Here is a 17171-nt window from a genome sequence, read left to right as displayed (position 1 = left end):
TCCGAGAGGACCCCGCCGTGCTCGACGCCGTCATCACCCTCGCCCAGACGTCCCTGCTCAGCCAGAACGACGTCCCCAGCGGCCTCAACGCCGCGACCTCGGTCGGCAGCTTCTTCGGCGGTCTGATCGGCTACGTGATCGCCGTCGTCGCGCTCTGGCCCGTCTTCACCAAGGCGGGCCGCCCGGGCTGGGGTGCGCTCATCCCGATCTACAACACCTACCTGCTGACCAAGATCGCCGGCTACCACGGAGCGACGGTGCTGCTCTTCCTCATCCCGTTCGTCAACGTGATCTGGGCGATCTTCATCGCCCTCGGGGTCGGCCGTTCGTTCGGCAAGGGCGCGCTGTTCAGCATCGTGCTGCTCTGGCTGCTGGCGATCATCGGCTACCTGGTCGTGGGCTACGGCTCCTCGCGCTACATCGGCGACGGCGGGAACCCCGCCCGCCGCCCGCGCTGACCTCAGCGCTCCAGGTGCGGCGGGTGGTCGCCGTGCCGGTGCACGATCCGCCAGCCCTGCCCGTCGATGCGGCGGTAGACGTGGGTGACCCGGATGATCAGCGGAGCCGTCTCGCGCCCGTCGATCCGCGTCGCGCCGATCTCGCGGCCGACCGTGTAGGCCAGATCGCCGGCGACGTGGATCAGGTCGTAGTGCGGCGTCAGCCCGCCGCCGGCGAAGCGGCCCGCGACCCAGCCGAGCGTCTCGTCGATCGCCGCGCGGCCCCGCTCGATCGTGCCGAACGCGCCGTAGAGCGTCGAGTCCGCGGTGTCGGCCCAGCAGCGGCGGTACGGCTCCGCATCGCCCGCGGCCATCGCGGCGAGCGCCTCGCCGACGGCCTCGAGGGCGAGCACGAAGTCGGGCGGCAGCTCGGTGACGGCGGCGGCGCCGATGGCGGAGGAGGCGGCGGCGTCCATGCGCGGGACTCTACTCCCGAGGACTGTCGGTGGTCGCCGGTAGAACGGACGCATGTCCGGCACCCGTCAGCGCACCCTCCTCGACGTCCGGCGCGGGAAGGCTCCTTCAGCGGCGTCGTCGATCGCGGCCGTCCGGTCGATGCGCCGCGCGAGCGAAGAGCCTGGCCGATCCGGATATTCGAATCACGATGCATGATCCGAAAAAACGGATCACAGAGAGTGATCTGAATTTCCGGATCGCTGCAGTGCTCCGGAACGAACGTGCACTGTCCCGGAACGAACCGACGAAGAGCGATCGTGGGGCCTTCCGGCCCTACCCGCAGAGTCCCGGCGGCTGGGGCGGTCCGGTCAGCCGCTGAGACCGTCGGACACCAGCAGGGACGATCGCTGTCGGTGGTCGCCGGTAGAACGGACGCATGTCCGGCATCCGTCAGCGCACCCTCCTCGACGTCCGGCGCATCTACGCCGAGCCGGCCGCGCTCGAGCTGCCCCGCGGGCAGGAGATCGTCGAGCGCTGGCCCGCGGCCGAGATCGTGCCGGTCGACTCGCACTGGAACATCCCGGAGGTGCACGGCGACGAGGCGAACGTCGCGCGCTGGGTGCGGATCAAGACGGAGGCGCTCGTCGTGGGCGTCAAGAAGTCGCTGGTGACCCGCCCCAACGGCCGCTCCGCCGACTTCATCGCCCCCTCCTCCGCCAACGGCTGCGCGATGGCGTGCGTCTACTGCTACGTGCCGCGGCGGAAGGGCTACAGCAACCCGATCACGGTCTTCGCCAACATCGAGCAGATCCAGCGGCACCTCGCCCGCCACATCGCGAAGCAGGGCGTGAAGGCCGAGGCGAACCAGTGCGACCCCGAGGCCTGGGTCTACGACATCGGCGAGAACAGCGACTGCTCGGTGGACGCGCTGCTGAGCGACAACGTCCGCGACCTCTGCGACCTGTTCCGGATGTCGCCGACCGCCAAGGCCTCGTTCGCCACCAAGTACGTCAACCGCGAGCTGCTCGAGTGGGACCCGCTCGGCCGCACCCGCGTCCGCTTCTCACTGATGCCCGCCGAGACGGCGAAGGTCACCGACGTGCGCACGTCGCCGATGGCCGAGCGGATCGCCGCGATCAACGACTTCGTCGACGCCGGCTACGAGGTGCACGTCAACTTCTCGCCGGTGATCCTCACCGAGACCTGGCAGCGCGACTGGACCGAGCTCTTCGAGCAGCTCGACGCGGCCCTGCACCCGCGGGCGAAGGCGCAGCTCGCCGCCGAGGTGATCCTGCTCACCCACAACGCGGGCCTGCACGAGGTCAACCTCGGCTGGCACCCGAAGGCCGAGGACCTGCTCTGGGCGCCCCGGATGCAGGAGTCGAAGGTCTCCGAGAACGGCGCCGTCAACATCCGCTACCGCCGCGACCTCAAGCGCGCCGCCCTCGACCGCTTCCTCGCCCTACTGGCCGAGCGCCTGCCCTACTGCCGCGTCCGCTACGCGTTCTGAGCACGCGGCATCGCGTTCCTGGGAGTCCGCCCGCGGCACCCGGGTGCCGCTTCGCAAAGCGGATAGCGGCCCCCGTTCCAGGGCCGCTCCCCGTACCTTCGGAGAACGGTCGTTCCTGCGACCACTCGCTCGACTCCCCCCTCCGCCCGGCACCCGGCAGAGGGAGTCGCCGCCAGGGCCCTCCGAGCCCGGCGGTGGGTCGGCCTCCTCCGACTCGCACGACGTCCCGGCGCTCCGCCGGTTCCCCCACGTCCCGTCGCGGCCGACACCGCGACTCCCACACAGAACGGCGGCTCCGCACATGGGCGCTCTCCTCTACGGCACTCCGGCCACCTCCCACGAGATCGACGACCGCGCGCTCGCGCACCTGCAGATCGTGATGATCAACAAGTTCCGCCGCAACGAGGCCTTCGCCTTCCAGCTGGACGCCTCGAGCGCGCACGGCACCGGCCGCCAGACGCTCTGGCTGCACCCGACCATCCCGCTGCAGTTCTCCTTCCACGGCAGCCGCGTCCCCGCCATCAACGCCGCCTGGGTGCGCGCGCTGATGGAGGAGGCCAACAGCGGCCGCGGGCTGCGCATCGTCCCCGAGCCGGCGCAGCAGCCGGACTCCGCCGTCGCCACCGCCGCGGCCTGATCCCGTCACGCAGCCGGGGGGCGGGGAGACGATGATGCACGGAACCGAGCACTGGGCCCCCGACTTCCTCCGGCTCGCCGGGCCGGCGCACCATGACGCGGACTTCGCCTGCTCGACCACGCTCGACGGCGTCACCGGCTCGCTCTGCGTCACCGAGGGACTGCTGGTCCTGGGCGGCACGCAGCCGACCGTCCGGCTGCGGGCGCTCGACATCCGCTCCTGGTGGGACACCTCGACGGGCGGCACGTTCTCCCTCGCCGTCGAATCCGGGGCCCGGCACTCGGTCGTGCTGCTCTCGCAGTTCCGCGGCGCCACGGTGGTCGCCATGACGCAGGCCTTCGGGCCGCGGAAGCGCCGCGCCGCCGCCTAGGTCGTCTCCGCAGGCCGTATCCGCCCAGCGAACTTCCGCGCCGCTGCTCTCGACGTCGATGCGCACGCATGCGACGCTGGTGGCGATGGACGACTCGAACGGCGAGGTCATCCGCTCCGACATCGGCGGGCGGGACTTCGAGCAGGCACGCGCACTGCTCGAGTCGGTGTACAACGGGCACCGCTTCTCGGTGGAGCCGGGCGAGGACTTCTCCTACCGCTACACCTCGGTCGGCGACAGCGACGTCACGCTCCGCGGCAGCCAGTTCGCCGGCTCGATCGAGGGCCGGATCCAGACCGACGGCGAGTACGTCGTCTCCTGGCTCACCGCGGGCGAGGGCGTCACCGACCTCGACCACGCGCCGATGCGCCAGATCTACGGCCGCCCCGCGATCTTCGTCACCGGCCGGCCGAACGCCTTCGAGTTCCACGACTACCGGCAGAACCTCATCCACTTCGACGGCGGCTACCTCGAGGGCGTCGCCCAGGAGGTGGAGGGCACGGCGGGCGGACCACTGCTGTTCGACACCACCGCGCGCCCCGAGGGCGAGGCGCTGCGCCGCTGGTCGGCCACGGTCGCCGCGGTCGCCCGGGTGATCTACGACGTCGACAGCTCCGCGCTCCTGCGCCAGGAGGCCGACCGCGCCGTCGCCGTGGCGCTGCTCGAGACGTTCCCGCACGAGTCGCTCGCTGCGCCGACCGACCTCGCCGTGCCGCGCAGCGGGCGCCTGCGCACCGCGATCGAGTTCATGTACGCGCACGCGCACGAGCCGATCCGCACCGAGACGATCGCCGAGGCCTGCGGCGTCGGCCTGCGGACCCTGCAGTCGGAGTTCCGCCGCGAGTTCGGCTTCACCGCCGTCGACTACCTGCGCCGCATCCGGCTCGACGCCGTGCGCAAGGAGCTGCGCGCCAAGGCCTCGGGCGAGGTCAGCGTGACCGAGGTGGCGCACCGCTGGGGCTTCGCGCACCTCGGCCGCTTCTCGGCGTCGTACGCGCACCGCTTCGGCGAGCGGCCGAGCACGACGCTCGAGAAGTGACGCGCGCCCGAGTGACCGGCGCCTAGAAGAAGTCCCCGCCGCTGTCGTGGTCCTCGCTGGCGCGGGCCTCCGTGGTGGGCCGGGCCGGCAGCAGCCGCCGCGTCTTGTCGCGCATGGACTCGACCGCCTCGTCGTCGTCGAGGTCGATCCCGCGGTCGAGTGCCGGGCTGGTGAAGAGCTGGCTCGCGGGCCCGAGCAGCAGGCGGGTCTCGCCGCGCAGCCCCTCGTCGGAGAGCCCCGGGACGACGACGAGGTCGGACTTCCCGACGTTCGCCAGGGCCTGGGCGTACTCGACGACCGCGGTGCACACCGCGTCCCCCAGCAGCACGAATCCGCTCGCGTAGTACAGCTTCTGCATCGTCTTCCCCTCTCGCGCGCACGACCGCGCCGAGATCCGACGCTAGAACGCGGCGCTGAGAGCTCCCACCCCCTTGACGGAGGGCCCGAGAACTCCCCTCCCCCTACTCCTCCGCGCCGCCGACGGGCGTGCGGTTGAGCGTGTAGGCCTGCTCGCTGCCGGCCACGCCGGCGACGATCACCGTGATCGGCGCCGTGTAGGTGCCGAGCGGCCAGGTCAGCAGCAGGTCGGCGGTCTGCTCCTGGGTGCGGCCGTCGACCGGGACCCAGGCGATGGTCTTGCGGTACGAGCCGTCGGCGAGGTCGCGGTTGGTGCGCAGCAGGAGCGTCTGCGAGCCGTCGGAGCCGACGCTCGAGGAGACGACCGAGAAGTTGGGGCCGTCGGCGGCGGTGATGCGCAGCGGAGTCGCGCGCGAGTCGCCGGAGCCGGAGCGGGTCATCCGCGGCGCGACGGTCAGCGTGACGAGCTCGCCGGCGGTGAGCTGCCCGGTGATCGCGATGGCGAGCGGGCGGTTCACGTTGATCTGCTCCTCGCGGAAGCTCTCGGCGGTGAAGGAGGTGTACTCGACCGAGCGGACCGACGGCGCGGGCGGCGGGGTGGTCGAGGCCGCGGCGAGCGGAGCGGCGGCGGCGACCGCGACGATCGGGACGCTCCAGGCGGCGGCGGTGGTGAGGGTGCGGCGGGGGATGGTGCGGGATGCGGTGGTGCGGCGGGAGGGGGCGGTGGTCATGTCGTCTCCAGACGTCGGCGCGGTGCGTCCCCCTTCCGGGGACACGCGCTCACGCTAACCGACACCTGATGGCCAGCCGAGTCCCTGCGAGCCCTCTCAGTCCGGATGCCACCCCTACGGGGGAGGCGGCGCCCGGGAGCCCCGCCGGGAGCGCTACTGCTCCGCCGCGCGCGCCACCGCCTCCAGGCGGGCGACGTGCTCCGGCCACCACTCGGCGGGGACCGGCGGCAGGTTGTCGCCCGGCGTGCGCAGCCCGACCCGGCCGTCGATCAGCTCGCGGACGATGTCGGCGTGCCCCGCGTGCCGGTGGGTCTCGGCGGTGAGGTGCACGAGGATCCGGTGCAGCGTCACGTCGCGGTTCGTCCACCACGGCACGACGCCCGGAGCGTCGAGGTCGAGCGCGGCGACCGTCGCGTCGGAGTGCGCCCAGACCCGGCGGTACTGCTCCACCACCTGCTCGCGCGACTCCTCCGCCGTCGCCCACATGTCGGAGTTCGGCTCGGACTCCTCCTCCATCCAGGGCATCGGCTCGGGGAACGGCCGGCCGAAGACGGCGCCGAGGTAGCCGGCCTCCGTCCCCGAGACGTGCTTCACCAGGCCGAGCAGGTTGGTGCCGGTGGGCACCAGCGGCCGGCGGAGGTCGTACTCGCCCAGGCCGTCGAGCTTCTGCAGGAGGGCGTCGCGGCCCTCCTGCAGGTAGCGGAGGAGAGTCTGCTTCTGATGGGCGCTGCTCTGATCGATGGGGCTCTGATCACTGCTCATCGCTCCAGCCTGGCCCGGCTGTCAGAGCACCGCCACCCGAGCGTCCTCGCGCACGACCTCGGTCAGCACGGTGCGCCGGGTCTCGGCGCCGACGGGCGACACCTCGCCGGTCAGCACGACCTCGGCCGTCGCCTCCTTCGAGGCGCAGTCCGGCCCGACCCAGAGCTCGACGAGCCCCGGCTCGACCGAGCGCACGCCGCGGCGGTCGGTGAAGGCGAGCCGCGCTGCGGGGACGTCGAAGCGCACCAGCGCCTCCTCCCCCGCCGCGAGCTCGACCCGCGCGTAGCCGAGCAGCTGCGCGACCGGCCGGGTCACCGAGGCGACCACGTCGCGGGCGTAGAGCTGCACGACGTCGACGCCGTCGCGCTCCCCCGTGTTGCGCACCCGCACGGTCGCGGTGAAGGCGCCGTCGGTGGGTGCCTCGCCTGTTCCGAGATCGGTCGACTCGAGCGCCAGCTCCGACCGGCTGAACGTCGTGTACGCCAGCCCGTGCCCGAACGGCAGCACGGGCGTGCTGTCGGCGCTGGTCACGTCGGAGGGCCCGCCGAGGATCGGGTGCAGGTAGGAGAACGGCTGCGCGCCGGCCGAGCGCGGCAGCGAGACCGGCAGTCGGCCGGACGGCGAGACGCGGCCCGAGAGGACGCCCGCGATCGCGCCGGCCCCCTCCTCCCCGGGGAAGAACGCCTGCAGCACCGCCGCGGGCGCGGAGTCGCCGCGGACCGCCCAGTCGATCGCGTAGGGGCGGCCGGTGAGCAGCACCAGGGCGACCGGCGTGCCGGTGGCGACGACCGCCTCGACCAGCTCGCGCTGGCGGCCGGGCAGCTCGAGGCTCTCGACGTCGTTGCCCTCGCCGACGGTGCCGCGGCCGAAGAGCCCGGCCCGGTCGCCGACGACGACCACGGCCACCTCGGCGCCGCGGGCGGCCTCGACGGCCTCGGCGATCCCTGCAGTGTCTCCGGCGGGGTCCTCGCCCTCCACCGAGCAGCCCTCGGCGAGGAGCAGCTCGCTCCCGGGGAACTCGGCGGCGAGCGCCTCCCGCACCGTGCGGATCTCGAAGCCGAGCGGCACGCCCTCGTGGTGCGCCAGCACGTGGTTGGCGAAGGAGTAGCAGCCCATCAGGGCGGGCGCGCTGTCGGCGTTCGGGCCGATCAGGGCGATCCGGCTCGGCTGGGCGAGCGGCAGTCGCCCGTCGTTCGTCAGCAGCACGAGCGACTCCTCGGCCAGACGGCGGGCGAGGTCGCGGTGCGCGGGCGAGTCGAGGTCGATCGACTCGGGCGCGTCGTCGAAGCGGGCGTCGAGCAGGCCGAGCCGCTCCTTCTGCGCGAGCACCCGCAGCAGCGCGCGGTCGACGATCGCCTCGTCGGCGCCGCCGGAGCGGATCCGCTCGGCGAGCGGCGCGAGGAAGGCGTCGCCGGTCGGCAGCTCCACGTCGATGCCGGCCTCGAGCGCGAGCTGGGCGGCCTCGCCGAGGTCGGCGGCGACGGCGTGCATCAGGTGCAGGAAGGCGACCGCGAAGTAGTCCGCCACGACCACGCCGTCGAAGCCCCAGCGCTCGCGGAGCACGCCGGTGAGGTAGGCCGGCGTCGCGCCGACCGGGTCGCCGTCGATCTCCGCGTAGGAGTTCATCACCGAGCGCGCCCCGCCGTCGCGGATCGCCATCTCGAACGGCGGGAGCAGCACGTCGGCGATCTCGCGCGGTCCGGCGTGCACCGGCGCGTGGTTGCGGCCGCCGCGCGAGGCGGAGTAGCCGATGAAGTGCTTGAGCGTCGCGTCGACGCCCGCCGACTGCAGCCCGCGCACGTAGGCGGTGCCGATCGTGCCGACCACGTACGGGTCCTCGGCGATGCACTCGTCCACCCGGCCCCAGCGGGGGTCGCGGATCACGTCGAGCACGGGGGCCAGGCCCTGGTGGATGCCGAGCTCGCGCATCGAGCCGCCGATGGCCGCGGCCATCTCCTCGACGAGCTCGGGGTCGAAGGAGGCGCCCCAGGCCAGCGGCGTCGGGAAGGTCGCGGCCTTCCACGCCGCCAGCCCGGTCAGGCACTCCTCGTGCACGATCGCCGGGATGCCCAGCCGGGTCTCCTCGACCAGCCGGCGCTGCTCGGCCCACAGCCACTGCGCGCGCTCGACCGGGTCGACCGGGCGGGTGCCGTAGACGCGGGTGAGCTGGCCGATGCCCTCGCGGGTCGCGTCGGCGTAGCCGGTGGAGGTGGCCATCTCGCCGGCCAGCGGCGCGACGACCTCGCCGCCCTGGTCGACCCAGTAGCCGACCAGCTGGGTCAGCTTCTCCTCCAGCGTCATCCGGCCGATCAGGTCGGCGACGCGCGCGGACGGGGCGGGAGTCTCGGTGGTCGGGCTCTCGTTCATGGGGGTCATCCCTTCACCGCTCCGGTGAGTCCGCCGACGATGCGGCGCTCGAAGACGCTGAAGAAGATCAGCGCCGGGATCATCGACAGCGACACGAAGGCGAGCACCTTCGCCGTGTCGACGGAGTACTGCGACGAGAAGGCCTGCACGCCCAGCGGCAGGGTGAAGCTCGACTCGTCGCTGAGGATGAACAGCGGCAGCAGGTAGCTGTTCCAGCTCGCGATGAAGGCGAGGATGCCCGTCGTGATCACGCCCGGCATCGCCAGGCGGACGACCATCCGCCAGAAGAAGCCGATCCGGCTGCAGCCGTCGATGAAGGCCGCCTCCTGGATCTCGTCGGGGATCGCCCGCAGGAACGGCACCAGGATGATGATCGTCGTCGGCAGGCCGAACGCGATCTGCGGGAGCACGACGCCGGCGAGCGAGTTCATCAGGCCGAGGCTCTTGATCACCAGGTAGAGCGGGGTGATCGCGACGGTCATCGGGAACATCAGTCCGGCCGCGAAGAGCGCGTAGAACACGCCGCGTCCGCTGAAGCTGTAGCGGGCGAGCACGTAGCTCGCCATCAGCCCCAGCACGACGACGCCGAGGGTGGTCGCTCCGGCCGCGATGGCGGAGTTGCCGACCTCGCGCCAGAAGATGCCGCCGGTGATCACGTCGAGGTAGTTCTGCACGTTCCACGGCGCGGGGAACCCGGACGGGTCCGTGGTGATCTGCGCGTTCGTGCGGAACCCGCCGATGATGATGTACGCCACCGGCGCCAGCATCAGGGCGATCACGACGATCGCGACGACGTAGGCGATGATCGTGCCGCGCCCCAGCGGGCGGCGGCGGGGCCTGGGCGGACGCGGCGAGAGCGGCGTGGTCGCGGTGGGCGGCTTGGTGCCCGGGGGCACCGCTGTCAGGGTCGTCATCTCTTGGCTCCGGCCTTCCTCGTGTCTCCCGTGAGGGCGCCTTCGGTGTCCCGCCGCAGCACGAAGCGCTGGTAGAGCAGCGCGACGATCAGCGAGACGAGGAACAGGACCACGGCGACCGCGTTGCCGTAGCCGTAGTTGCCGGCGTTGCGGCCGTTGGTGACGAGGTACGTCGCCATGGTCGAGGTGCCGGCGGTCGAGGACACGTACTGCCCCCAGATGATGTAGACGAGGTCGAACAGCTGCAGCGCGCCGATGATCGACAGGAACGCCCAGATCCGCAGGGTCGGGGCGAGCAGCGGCAGGGTGATCCGCCGCTGCACCTGCCAGTAGGACGCGCCGTCGATCGACGCGGCCTCGGACAGCTCCTCCGGGATGCCCTGGAGGCCCGCGAGGAAGAGGATCACGGCGAAGCCGATGTACTTCCACGTGATGATCAGCATCAGGGTCCAGATGGCGATCGAGGGGTCCGAGAGCCAGTCCTGCTTCAGTGCGCCGAGCCCGACCTTCTCGAGGAAGCCGTTGACGGCGCCGCTGGTCTGGAGCATGAGGCTCCAGCCGGTGCCGACGACGACCTCGGAGATCACGTAGGGCACGAAGATCAGCACGCGGATGATCGACTGCCCGCGGAGCTTGCGGTTGAGCAGCAGCGCGATCAGGATCGCGGCCGGCCCCTGCAGGACGAGCGAGAGCACCACGATCGTGCCGTTGTGGCTGAGCGCCTCGTGGAAGGTCGGGTCCTGCAGGATCGTCAGGTAGTTCTTGAACCCGACGAAGTCGGTCGGGACGCCGTAGCCCTGCCAGCTGAAGAAGCCGTAGTAGGCCGCCATCACGACCGGGAAGATCACGAAGGCGAGGAAGACGATCAGCGCCGGGCCGACGAGGATCGCGACCTCGAGGCGGCCCGACCAGCCGAGGCCCCGGCGGCGTCGCTTCGCCGCCGGGGCCTCGGGGCGCGCGTCCTCGCGGAGCGCAGTGGTCGTCACGGTCAGGCCTTGGCCGCGGCCGCGTCGACAGCCTCGACGAGCTGCTCCGGGTCGCTCTTGCCGGCGAGCAGGTCGACGACGGCGACGTTCAGCGCGTTGCCGACGTTCTGGCCGTAGACGGTGTCGAGCCACTGCGAGACGTAGGGCGCCGAGTTGTACGCGGCGAGGATGTCCTTCAGGTACGGCTCGGTGACGGCCTCCTGCGCGACGGTGTTCACCGGCGGCGCGTTGAAGGCGGCGTAGTACTCCTTCTGCACGTCGGAGGTGGCGAGGTAGTTCAGGAAGTCGACGCACTCGTCGGGCGCCGCGGTGGAGCAGGAGTAGCCGTCGACGCCGCCCATGATCGACCCGGGCGCGCCGGCGCCGCCGTCCACCTCGGGGAAGGGGAACCAGCCGAGGTCGGGCAGGGGCTTCTCGTCGGGGGTGAGCGAGGCGATGACGCCGGGGTTCCAGGCGCCCATCAGCTCCATGCCGGCCTGGTGGTTGGCCAGGAGTCCGGCGGAGGATCCGGCGCCCTGCTGGGCGGCGGTGGTGAGGAAGCCCTCGTTGAACGGCTCGGTGCCGGCGAAGGACTGCAGGTCCTCGCCCGCCTTCAGCCAGCAGTCGTCCGAGAAGTCCTTGGAGTCGGCCGCCTCGGCCATGGTGTCCGCGCTGCACTCGCGCAGGGCGAAGAAGTAGAACCAGTGCGCGGCGGGCCAGGCGTCCTTCGCGCCGAGCGCGATCGGCTGCGCTCCGGCGCTCTTGAGCGCGGTGACCGCGGAGTCGAGCTCGTCGAGGGTCTTCGGCGTCTCGGTGATCCCGGCCTCGGTGAAGAGGTCCTGGCTGTAGAAGAGGCCACCGGGGAGCACGGCCACGGGCATCGCCCAGACCTTGTCGTCGAGCGTGTTCGCCAGGAACGAGCCCTCGGGGATCTCGCTGCGCGCCTGGTCCGAGATGCCGCCGGTGAGGTCCTTGACCAGGCCGCCCGCGACCATCGCCGCGAGCTTGCCGCCGCCGCGCTGGAGGAAGATGTCCGGGGCGTCGCCCGAGTTGAGCGCCGTCTGCAGCTTGCCGTCCAGGTCCTCGTTCTGGATGGCCTGCGACTCGATGGTGACGCCCGGGTTGGCGGCCTCGAAGTCGGCGATCGTCTTCTCCCAGAACTCCTGGCCGGGGCCGGTGGTGGAGTTCTGCCACAGGGTCATCGCGACGGTGCCGTCGGAGGATCCCGCGTCCTGGGCGGAGCAGCCGCTGAGGGCCGCCGCCGCGCCGAGCAGGGCCACGCTGGCCACCGCCGTCTTCCTGAATGCTGTTCTCGTGAACTTCATCGTTCGAACCGTTCTCTTCGCTGAGAGGCGCCGCCAGGGAGAGCGGCGCCGAGGTGCACCCGTCCAGGACGGGCCCGATCAGTCTCAGAGCGGCCGAAAGGATCGGCAAACGTTTTCGAAACCATTTTCGAAGTGCCGGGTCAGGGATCCGGATCGCGCTCTCATCGGCGCGCTTCCGGGGTCTAGGGTCGACCGCATGTCTCTCCGCCCGACCATCCACGACGTCGCCGCCGCCGCCGGCGTCTCGGTCGCGACCGTGTCGAAGGCGATGAACGGCCGCTACGGCATCGCGCCCGCGACGGCGAACCGCGTGCTCGAGATCGTGCGCGAGCTCGGCTACGAGTCGAGCCTGGTGGCCAGCAGCATGCGCTCGCGGCGCACCGGGGTGATCGGCGTGCTGGTCGCCGGCTTCGAGCCGTTCAGCGCGGAGATCCTCAAGGGCGTCGGCTCGGTGCTGCGCCGGTCGCGCTTCGACCTGCTCGCCTACAGCGGCTCGCACGAGGGCGAGCAGGAGGGCTGGGAGCGGCGCTCGCTCAGCCGGCTCAGCGGCACCCTGATCGACGGCGCGATCGTGGTGACGCCCTCGGTGGTGAGCACGCCGTCGGACATCCCGCTGGTCGCCGTCGACCCGCACACGGGCCGCGCCGACGTGCCGACCGTCGAGTCCGACAGCTTCGGCGGCGCCCTCCAGGCCGTGCGGCACCTCGTCGCCCTCGGCCACCGGCGCATCGGCTTCGTCGCCGGCCGCGTCGACCTCCGCTCCGCCCGGCTGCGCGAGGCCGGCTACCGCGCCGGGCTCTCGGAGGCGGGGATCGCGTTCGACGAGCGGCTGCTCCGGGTGGGCAGCTACCACCACGACACGGCGCGGCTGCCGGCCTCGACGATGCTCTCGCTGGCCGACCGGCCGACCGCCGTCTTCGCCGCGAACGACGTCTCGGCCCTGGCGATCATCGAGACGGCCGCGCACCTCGGGCTCGACGTGCCGCGGGACCTCTCGGTGGTCGGCTTCGACGACGTGCCCGAGGCGGCCCGCTTCGACCCGCCGTTGACCACGATCCGGCAGCCGATGCAGACGCTCGGCGCGACGGCCGCCGAGATGCTGATCACGCTGATGGCGGGCGGCACCCCCGCCTCGCTGCACGTCCAGCTGCCGACCCAGCTGGTGCGGCGCGCGACGACCGCGCCGCCCTCGATGCGGAGGACACCCTGATGCCGGACGCCCTGACACGGGGCGAGGGCGGGGCCGAGCCCCGCGACGCGCACGACGAGCTCTTCGACGCGCTGGTGTTCGTCGACCTCCCCGTGCTCGACGCGCTGCTCGACACCCGATTCGTGATCGAGCACCCGACCGGGCTCGTGCAGTCGAAGCTCGACTGGATGGACGACATCGCCGAGGGCCTGAAGGAGTACCACGCCATCGACCACGTCGAGAGCGCGGTCTCCGGCACGGCCGCGCACCCGGTGCTCGTCTCGCGCACGCTGACCGAGGCGACGATCGGCTCGCTGCACGCCACCTGGCGCCTGCAGCTCACCAGCCGGCTGGTGCCGGTCGGTGACGAGTGGGTGATCACCCGCACGACCGTCACCACCTGGTGAGCAGGCAGCCTGGTGAGCGCTCGATCCGACGGGCCTCAGGCCTGCAGGATCACCGCGCCGTAGTGCGTGCCCGCGCCGGTGCCGACCAGCAGCACCGACTCGCCCTCCTGCAAGCGGGCGCGGTGCAGCGCGAGCGGGATCGCCGCGCCGATGGTGTTGCCGACCTCGGGGAGGGTGATCACCATCCGCTCGCGGCCCCAGAGCCGGGCCATGCCCTCGAGGCCGGCCTTGCTGGTCTGGTGCGGCACGACGCGGTCGATGCCCGGCAGGCCGGTGCCGAGACCGGGCCGCACCCGCTCGAGGAAGGCCGGGAAGTGCCGGAGCGCGTCCACGAGCAGCGCGCCGCCGTGCATGTCGAAGCGGAAGTCGTCGAGCCGCCCCGGGGCGTCCTCGATCCGGATGCGCGAGCCGAAGCCGCGGATCTCGGCGTGCCGGACGCCGCTCGGCCGGGTCTCGAAGCGCGAGGTGACGATGCCCTGGTCCGGCCGCTCGGCACGGCCGAGGACGACGGCGGCCGCCGCGTCGCCGAAGAGCAGCGCGCTCTCGGGCTGCCGGACGTCGATGCCGCGGCTGCCGCCCTCGGTCGAGACGACGAGCACCCGCTCGGCGCGGCCGGTCGCGAGCAGGAAGCCGGCCTCCTGCAGTGCGAAGAGGAACGAGAGGCAGGTCGCGTTCAGGCTGTAGGCCGAGACGTCCTCGAGGCCGAGGCCTGCGGCGATCAACGCCCCGCCGTCGGGGATCGCCTGCAGCTGGGTCCCGGAGGCGTTCAGCACGACGTCGACCTCGCGCGCGTCCATCCCCGCCGCGTCCAGCGCCCGCCGGGCGGCGAGCAGGCCGAGCTCCAGCGGATCCTCGTCGTCGGCGAGCCAGTGCCGGGTCAGCACTCCGGAGCGGCGCGCCGCCTCCTCCGCGTCGATGCCGCAGACCGCGGCGACCTCGGCGGTGGGCACGACACGCGACGGCAGGGCCTCGCCGGTGCCGAGGACACGGACGGGCAGGAGGAGCGGGAGCGCGTCGGCCACGGTCCTGTATAGCGCCGATGAGTCCGCGCCCGCTCGCGCTAGGCTCCGGCGGGACGGAAGGGGGGTCCGGCGTGACCGAGTCGACGAGTGGCGCGTTCTGGGTGGTCGTGCCCTTCTACGACGAGGAGAAGCTGCTCGGCGGCGCCCTCGACGCCCTCGCCGACCAGACCGATCCCGGCTTCACCCTGCTGCTCGTCGACAACGGCAGCACCGACCGCTCCCGCGCGGTGATCGACGCCTTCCGGGCCCGGCGGCCCGACCGCCCGGTCCTCGTGGTCGACGAGCCGCAGAAGGGCACCGGAGCCGCCTCGGACACCGGCTTCCGCCATGCCGTCGCGCACGGCGCCGCGACGGTCGCGCGCACCGACGCGGACTGCCTGCCCGCCCCGGACTGGGTGGCGCGCCTGAAGGCCGACGTCGCCGACGGGGTCCGCTTCATCGGCGGGAGGCTCGTGCCCCGCACCGACGAGCCGGTCTACCGCTGGTACGACGGCGTGATCGGCACCGCGATGATCCGCCTGATGGAGCACGCCCCGGGGATCTTCTACCGCCGGCCCGGCCAGCGCTACCGGATGTTCATGGCGGCCGGCTCGAACCTGGCGATCGACGCCGCGCTCTACCTCGAGGTCGGCGGCTTCCCGCGCTCGAGCATCGACGACACCGACGAGGACCTGGAGCTGCACCTGAAGGTCTGCCGGGTGATCCCGCGCTCGCAGGCGCGGCTCGACCGGAAGGCCGTGGTGCGGATGTCGATCCGCAAGGGCAAGGCGCTCGGCTACCTCGGGATCCTGCTCTGGTACTGGGGCCGCAAGCGCTGGGGCCGCGCGGGCGTCGCGGAGGTCGTCGATGTCCGCTGACGCCCGGGAGTCCGCTGACGCGCGGGAGCCCGCAGAGCTGCCCGGGCCCCGCCGCGTCCTGATCACCGGCGCGACCGGCTTCCTCGGCGGCCACGCGGTCGCCGAGTTCCTGGCCGCGGGCGACGAGGTGATCGCGACCGGCCGGAACGCCGACGCGCTCGCCCGCCTGCGCGCGACGGGCGCCGAGACGATCGCGGCCGACCTCGCCGAGCTCGCGACGCAGGACGTCCGCGCCGACGTGCTCGTGCACGCCGCCGCCCTCTCCAGCCCCTGGGGCCGCTGGCGCGAGTTCCACGCGGCGAACGTCGCGGGCACCGCGGCGATCATCGACCTCGCCGAGCGCTGCGGCATCCGCCGCCTCGTCTTCGTCTCCTCGCCGAGCATCTACTCGGCCCGGCGCCACCGGCTCGGCATCCGCGAGGAGGACGTCGACACCCGCAGCCGGATGAGCCTCTACATCCGCAGCAAGATCGCCGCCGAGCGGCTGCTGCAGGAGGCGCACGCCGCCGGGCGGATCCCGGAGCTGGTGATCCTGCGCCCGCGCGGGCTGATCGGCGTCGGCGACCCGAGCCTCATCCCGCGCTTCGTCGCCGCGAGCCGGCGCCGCGGCGTCCCGCTCTTCGACGGCGGCCGGAACCCGGTCGACATCACCTGCGTGGAGAACGCGGCCCTCGCGCTGCGCCTCGCCGCCGACGCCCCGGTGGCGACCGGCGGCGTCTACAACATCACCAACGGCGAGCCGGCCCCGCTCGGCGAGCTGCTCGACCGCTTCTTCGCCGCGATGGGCGAGGAGCCGCGCTACCTCACCGTGGATCTGCGGGTGCTCAGCGCGCTCGCGGCCGTCCTCGAGCGCGTGTACGCGGTGCTCCCCGGCGGCGCGGAGCCGCCGTTCACCCGCTACACGGTCGCCACCCTCGCCTACGCGCAGACGCTCGACATCTCGCGGGCGCGCGCCGAGCTCGGCTACGCGCCGCGGGTGCCGCTCGCGGAGGGCCTGCAGAGGGTCGGCGAGCACTACCGGGGGACTGCATGAGCGAGCACGGGCCGGCCCTCCAGGTCTTCGCCTGCGGCGAGACGAGCTTCCCGCTCTCCCGCGTCTTCCGCGGCGGGAGCCCCGCCCGCCGCACGTTCCCCTCCGCCGCCTTCCTCTACACGCACCCGAGCGGCCGGCGCGTGCTCTTCGACACCGGCTACCCGCCGACCCTGCGCGGGACGGGCGCCGTCGGCGCGCTCTACCGGCGGATCCTCCCGGCCCGCGTCGGCGCCGACGAGACGATCGACCGGCGGCTCGCGGGCATCGGCCTCGCGCCGTCCGACATCGGCACGGTCGTGCTCTCGCACCTGCACCCCGACCACGTCGGGGGCCTCCGCTGGTTCCCGGACGCGACGCTCGTGCTCTCGCGCGGCCAGCTCGAGACGATCGAGCGGAGCCGGATCACCGACGGCGTCTTCGCGGCGCTGATCCCGACCCGGGCGGACACGGCGACGCTCGTCGACGACCAGCCGGTGGCGACCACTCCCAGCGGCGTCGCCGGCTACGACCTCTTCGGCGACGGCCGCTTCGTGATCACCCCGCTGCCCGGGCACGCGAGCGGCCACCTCGGCGCACTGGTCGAGGGCCGCGTGCTGCTGGCCGGCGACGCGGCCTGGGGCCGCGAGTTCCTGACCTGGTCGGACCGGCTGCGCTTCCTCCCCCGGCTGATCAGCCACGACGCGGAGGCACACCACCGGACGTCGCGCGAGCTGGAGCGCCTCGAGGCCGCCGGGCTGACGCTGTGCTTCAGCCACGACCCCTACCCGGAGCGCGTGCTGCTGGCCTGAGCCGG

General features: G+C 72.7%; 19 protein-coding genes. 10 read left to right on the top strand and 9 right to left on the bottom strand.

The window, feature by feature from the left end; genetic code table 11:
* Positions 1–17: 17 nt before the first annotated feature.
* Positions 18–458, top strand: a complete 441-nt coding sequence (locus C1I64_RS17700; protein ID WP_208645160.1) for a DUF5684 domain-containing protein — start codon at positions 18–20, stop codon at positions 456–458.
* Positions 459–460: 2 nt separating this feature from the next.
* On the opposite strand, the gene C1I64_RS17695 is transcribed toward C1I64_RS17700, so the two are convergent.
* On the bottom strand, positions 461–913 hold the full coding sequence (locus C1I64_RS17695) for a YybH family protein (RefSeq protein ID WP_164874585.1): 453 nt from the start codon (positions 911–913) through the stop codon (positions 461–463).
* Between the two features lie 416 nt (positions 914–1329).
* Here C1I64_RS17695 and C1I64_RS17690 point away from each other — a divergent pair, with 416 nt between their 5' ends.
* The 4 genes from C1I64_RS17690 to C1I64_RS17675 all read left to right on the top strand — a co-directional run bounded on the left by C1I64_RS17690 (position 1330) and on the right by C1I64_RS17675 (position 4449).
* On the top strand, positions 1330–2403 hold the full coding sequence (locus tag C1I64_RS17690) for a spore photoproduct lyase family protein (RefSeq protein ID WP_127888127.1): 1074 nt from the start codon (positions 1330–1332) through the stop codon (positions 2401–2403).
* Positions 2404–2704: 301 nt separating this feature from the next.
* Positions 2705–3040, top strand: a complete 336-nt coding sequence (locus C1I64_RS17685; protein WP_123447516.1) for a DUF7882 family protein — start codon at positions 2705–2707, stop codon at positions 3038–3040.
* Between the two features lie 34 nt (positions 3041–3074).
* Positions 3075–3410 (top strand): hypothetical protein, encoded by a 336-nt coding sequence (locus C1I64_RS17680; RefSeq protein WP_133672107.1) that lies wholly within the window; start codon positions 3075–3077, stop codon positions 3408–3410.
* An 85-nt stretch (positions 3411–3495) separates the two neighbouring features.
* Positions 3496–4449, top strand: a complete 954-nt coding sequence (locus C1I64_RS17675) for a helix-turn-helix transcriptional regulator (protein ID WP_159423744.1) — start codon at positions 3496–3498, stop codon at positions 4447–4449.
* Positions 4450–4471: 22 nt separating this feature from the next.
* On the opposite strand, the gene C1I64_RS17670 is transcribed toward C1I64_RS17675, so the two are convergent.
* From C1I64_RS17670 to C1I64_RS17640, 7 genes are all read right to left on the bottom strand, one after another.
* Positions 4472–4807 (bottom strand): hypothetical protein, encoded by a 336-nt coding sequence (locus tag C1I64_RS17670; protein ID WP_123447513.1) that lies wholly within the window; start codon positions 4805–4807, stop codon positions 4472–4474.
* A 103-nt stretch (positions 4808–4910) separates the two neighbouring features.
* A complete protein-coding gene (locus C1I64_RS17665; protein ID WP_127888126.1) occupies positions 4911–5537 on the bottom strand; it encodes a hypothetical protein in 627 nt (208 codons plus the stop codon).
* Between the two features lie 153 nt (positions 5538–5690).
* Complete coding sequence (locus tag C1I64_RS17660; RefSeq protein ID WP_127888125.1) at positions 5691–6299, bottom strand: DinB family protein; 609 nt, start codon at positions 6297–6299, stop codon at positions 5691–5693.
* 21 nt (positions 6300–6320) lie between these two features.
* A complete protein-coding gene (locus C1I64_RS17655) occupies positions 6321–8666 on the bottom strand; it encodes a beta-xylosidase/alpha-l-arabinosidase (RefSeq protein WP_127888124.1) in 2346 nt (781 codons plus the stop codon).
* 5 nt (positions 8667–8671) lie between these two features.
* Positions 8672–9580 carry a carbohydrate ABC transporter permease gene (locus tag C1I64_RS17650; protein WP_127888123.1) on the bottom strand — a complete coding sequence of 303 codons (909 nt, stop codon included), beginning with the start codon at positions 9578–9580 and terminating at the stop codon, positions 8672–8674.
* The gene (locus tag C1I64_RS17645; protein WP_244209521.1) at positions 9577–10566 is read right to left on the bottom strand and encodes a carbohydrate ABC transporter permease; all 990 of its coding nucleotides are present in this window, start codon (positions 10564–10566) and stop codon (positions 9577–9579) included. Before C1I64_RS17645 ends, C1I64_RS17650 begins: the two co-directional genes overlap by 4 nt.
* Before the next feature lie 2 nt (positions 10567–10568).
* Positions 10569–11870 (bottom strand): extracellular solute-binding protein, encoded by a 1302-nt coding sequence (locus C1I64_RS17640; protein WP_127888122.1) that lies wholly within the window; start codon positions 11868–11870, stop codon positions 10569–10571.
* Positions 11871–12066: 196 nt separating this feature from the next.
* Here C1I64_RS17640 and C1I64_RS17635 point away from each other — a divergent pair, with 196 nt between their 5' ends.
* Together C1I64_RS17635 and C1I64_RS17630 are read left to right on the top strand one after the other, a co-directional pair.
* On the top strand, positions 12067–13080 hold the full coding sequence (locus C1I64_RS17635) for a LacI family DNA-binding transcriptional regulator (protein WP_123705810.1): 1014 nt from the start codon (positions 12067–12069) through the stop codon (positions 13078–13080).
* The gene (locus C1I64_RS17630; protein ID WP_127888121.1) at positions 13080–13466 is read left to right on the top strand and encodes a nuclear transport factor 2 family protein; all 387 of its coding nucleotides are present in this window, start codon (positions 13080–13082) and stop codon (positions 13464–13466) included. The genes C1I64_RS17635 and C1I64_RS17630 overlap by 1 nt, the downstream gene beginning before the upstream one ends.
* Before the next feature lie 35 nt (positions 13467–13501).
* On the opposite strand, the gene C1I64_RS17625 is transcribed toward C1I64_RS17630, so the two are convergent.
* Complete coding sequence (locus C1I64_RS17625; RefSeq protein WP_127888120.1) at positions 13502–14488, bottom strand: 3-oxoacyl-ACP synthase III family protein; 987 nt, start codon at positions 14486–14488, stop codon at positions 13502–13504.
* A gap of 71 nt (positions 14489–14559) precedes the next feature.
* Between C1I64_RS17625 and C1I64_RS17620 the strand changes: the two genes are divergently transcribed.
* The 3 genes from C1I64_RS17620 to C1I64_RS17610 are packed head-to-tail and all read left to right on the top strand — an operon-like array spanning position 14560 to position 17166.
* Positions 14560–15345, top strand: coding sequence for a glycosyltransferase family A protein (locus C1I64_RS17620; RefSeq protein WP_164874584.1), 786 nt, complete (start codon positions 14560–14562; stop codon positions 15343–15345).
* Positions 15335–16378: an NAD-dependent epimerase/dehydratase family protein gene (locus C1I64_RS17615; protein ID WP_127888118.1), complete on the top strand. Its 1044-nt coding sequence runs from the start codon at positions 15335–15337 to the stop codon at positions 16376–16378. Before C1I64_RS17620 ends, C1I64_RS17615 begins: the two co-directional genes overlap by 11 nt.
* Positions 16375–17166, top strand: a complete 792-nt coding sequence (locus C1I64_RS17610; protein ID WP_127888117.1) for an MBL fold metallo-hydrolase — start codon at positions 16375–16377, stop codon at positions 17164–17166. Before C1I64_RS17615 ends, C1I64_RS17610 begins: the two co-directional genes overlap by 4 nt.
* The last annotated feature ends 5 nt before the right edge of the window (positions 17167–17171 follow it).

Origin of the sequence: Rathayibacter festucae DSM 15932, assembly GCF_004011135.1 — a bacterium.
Classification (GTDB): Bacteria; Actinomycetota; Actinomycetes; order Actinomycetales; family Microbacteriaceae; genus Rathayibacter; species Rathayibacter festucae.
The sequence above is the reverse complement of the archived record's forward strand: the minus strand, read 5'-3'. Positions and strand labels throughout refer to the sequence as shown.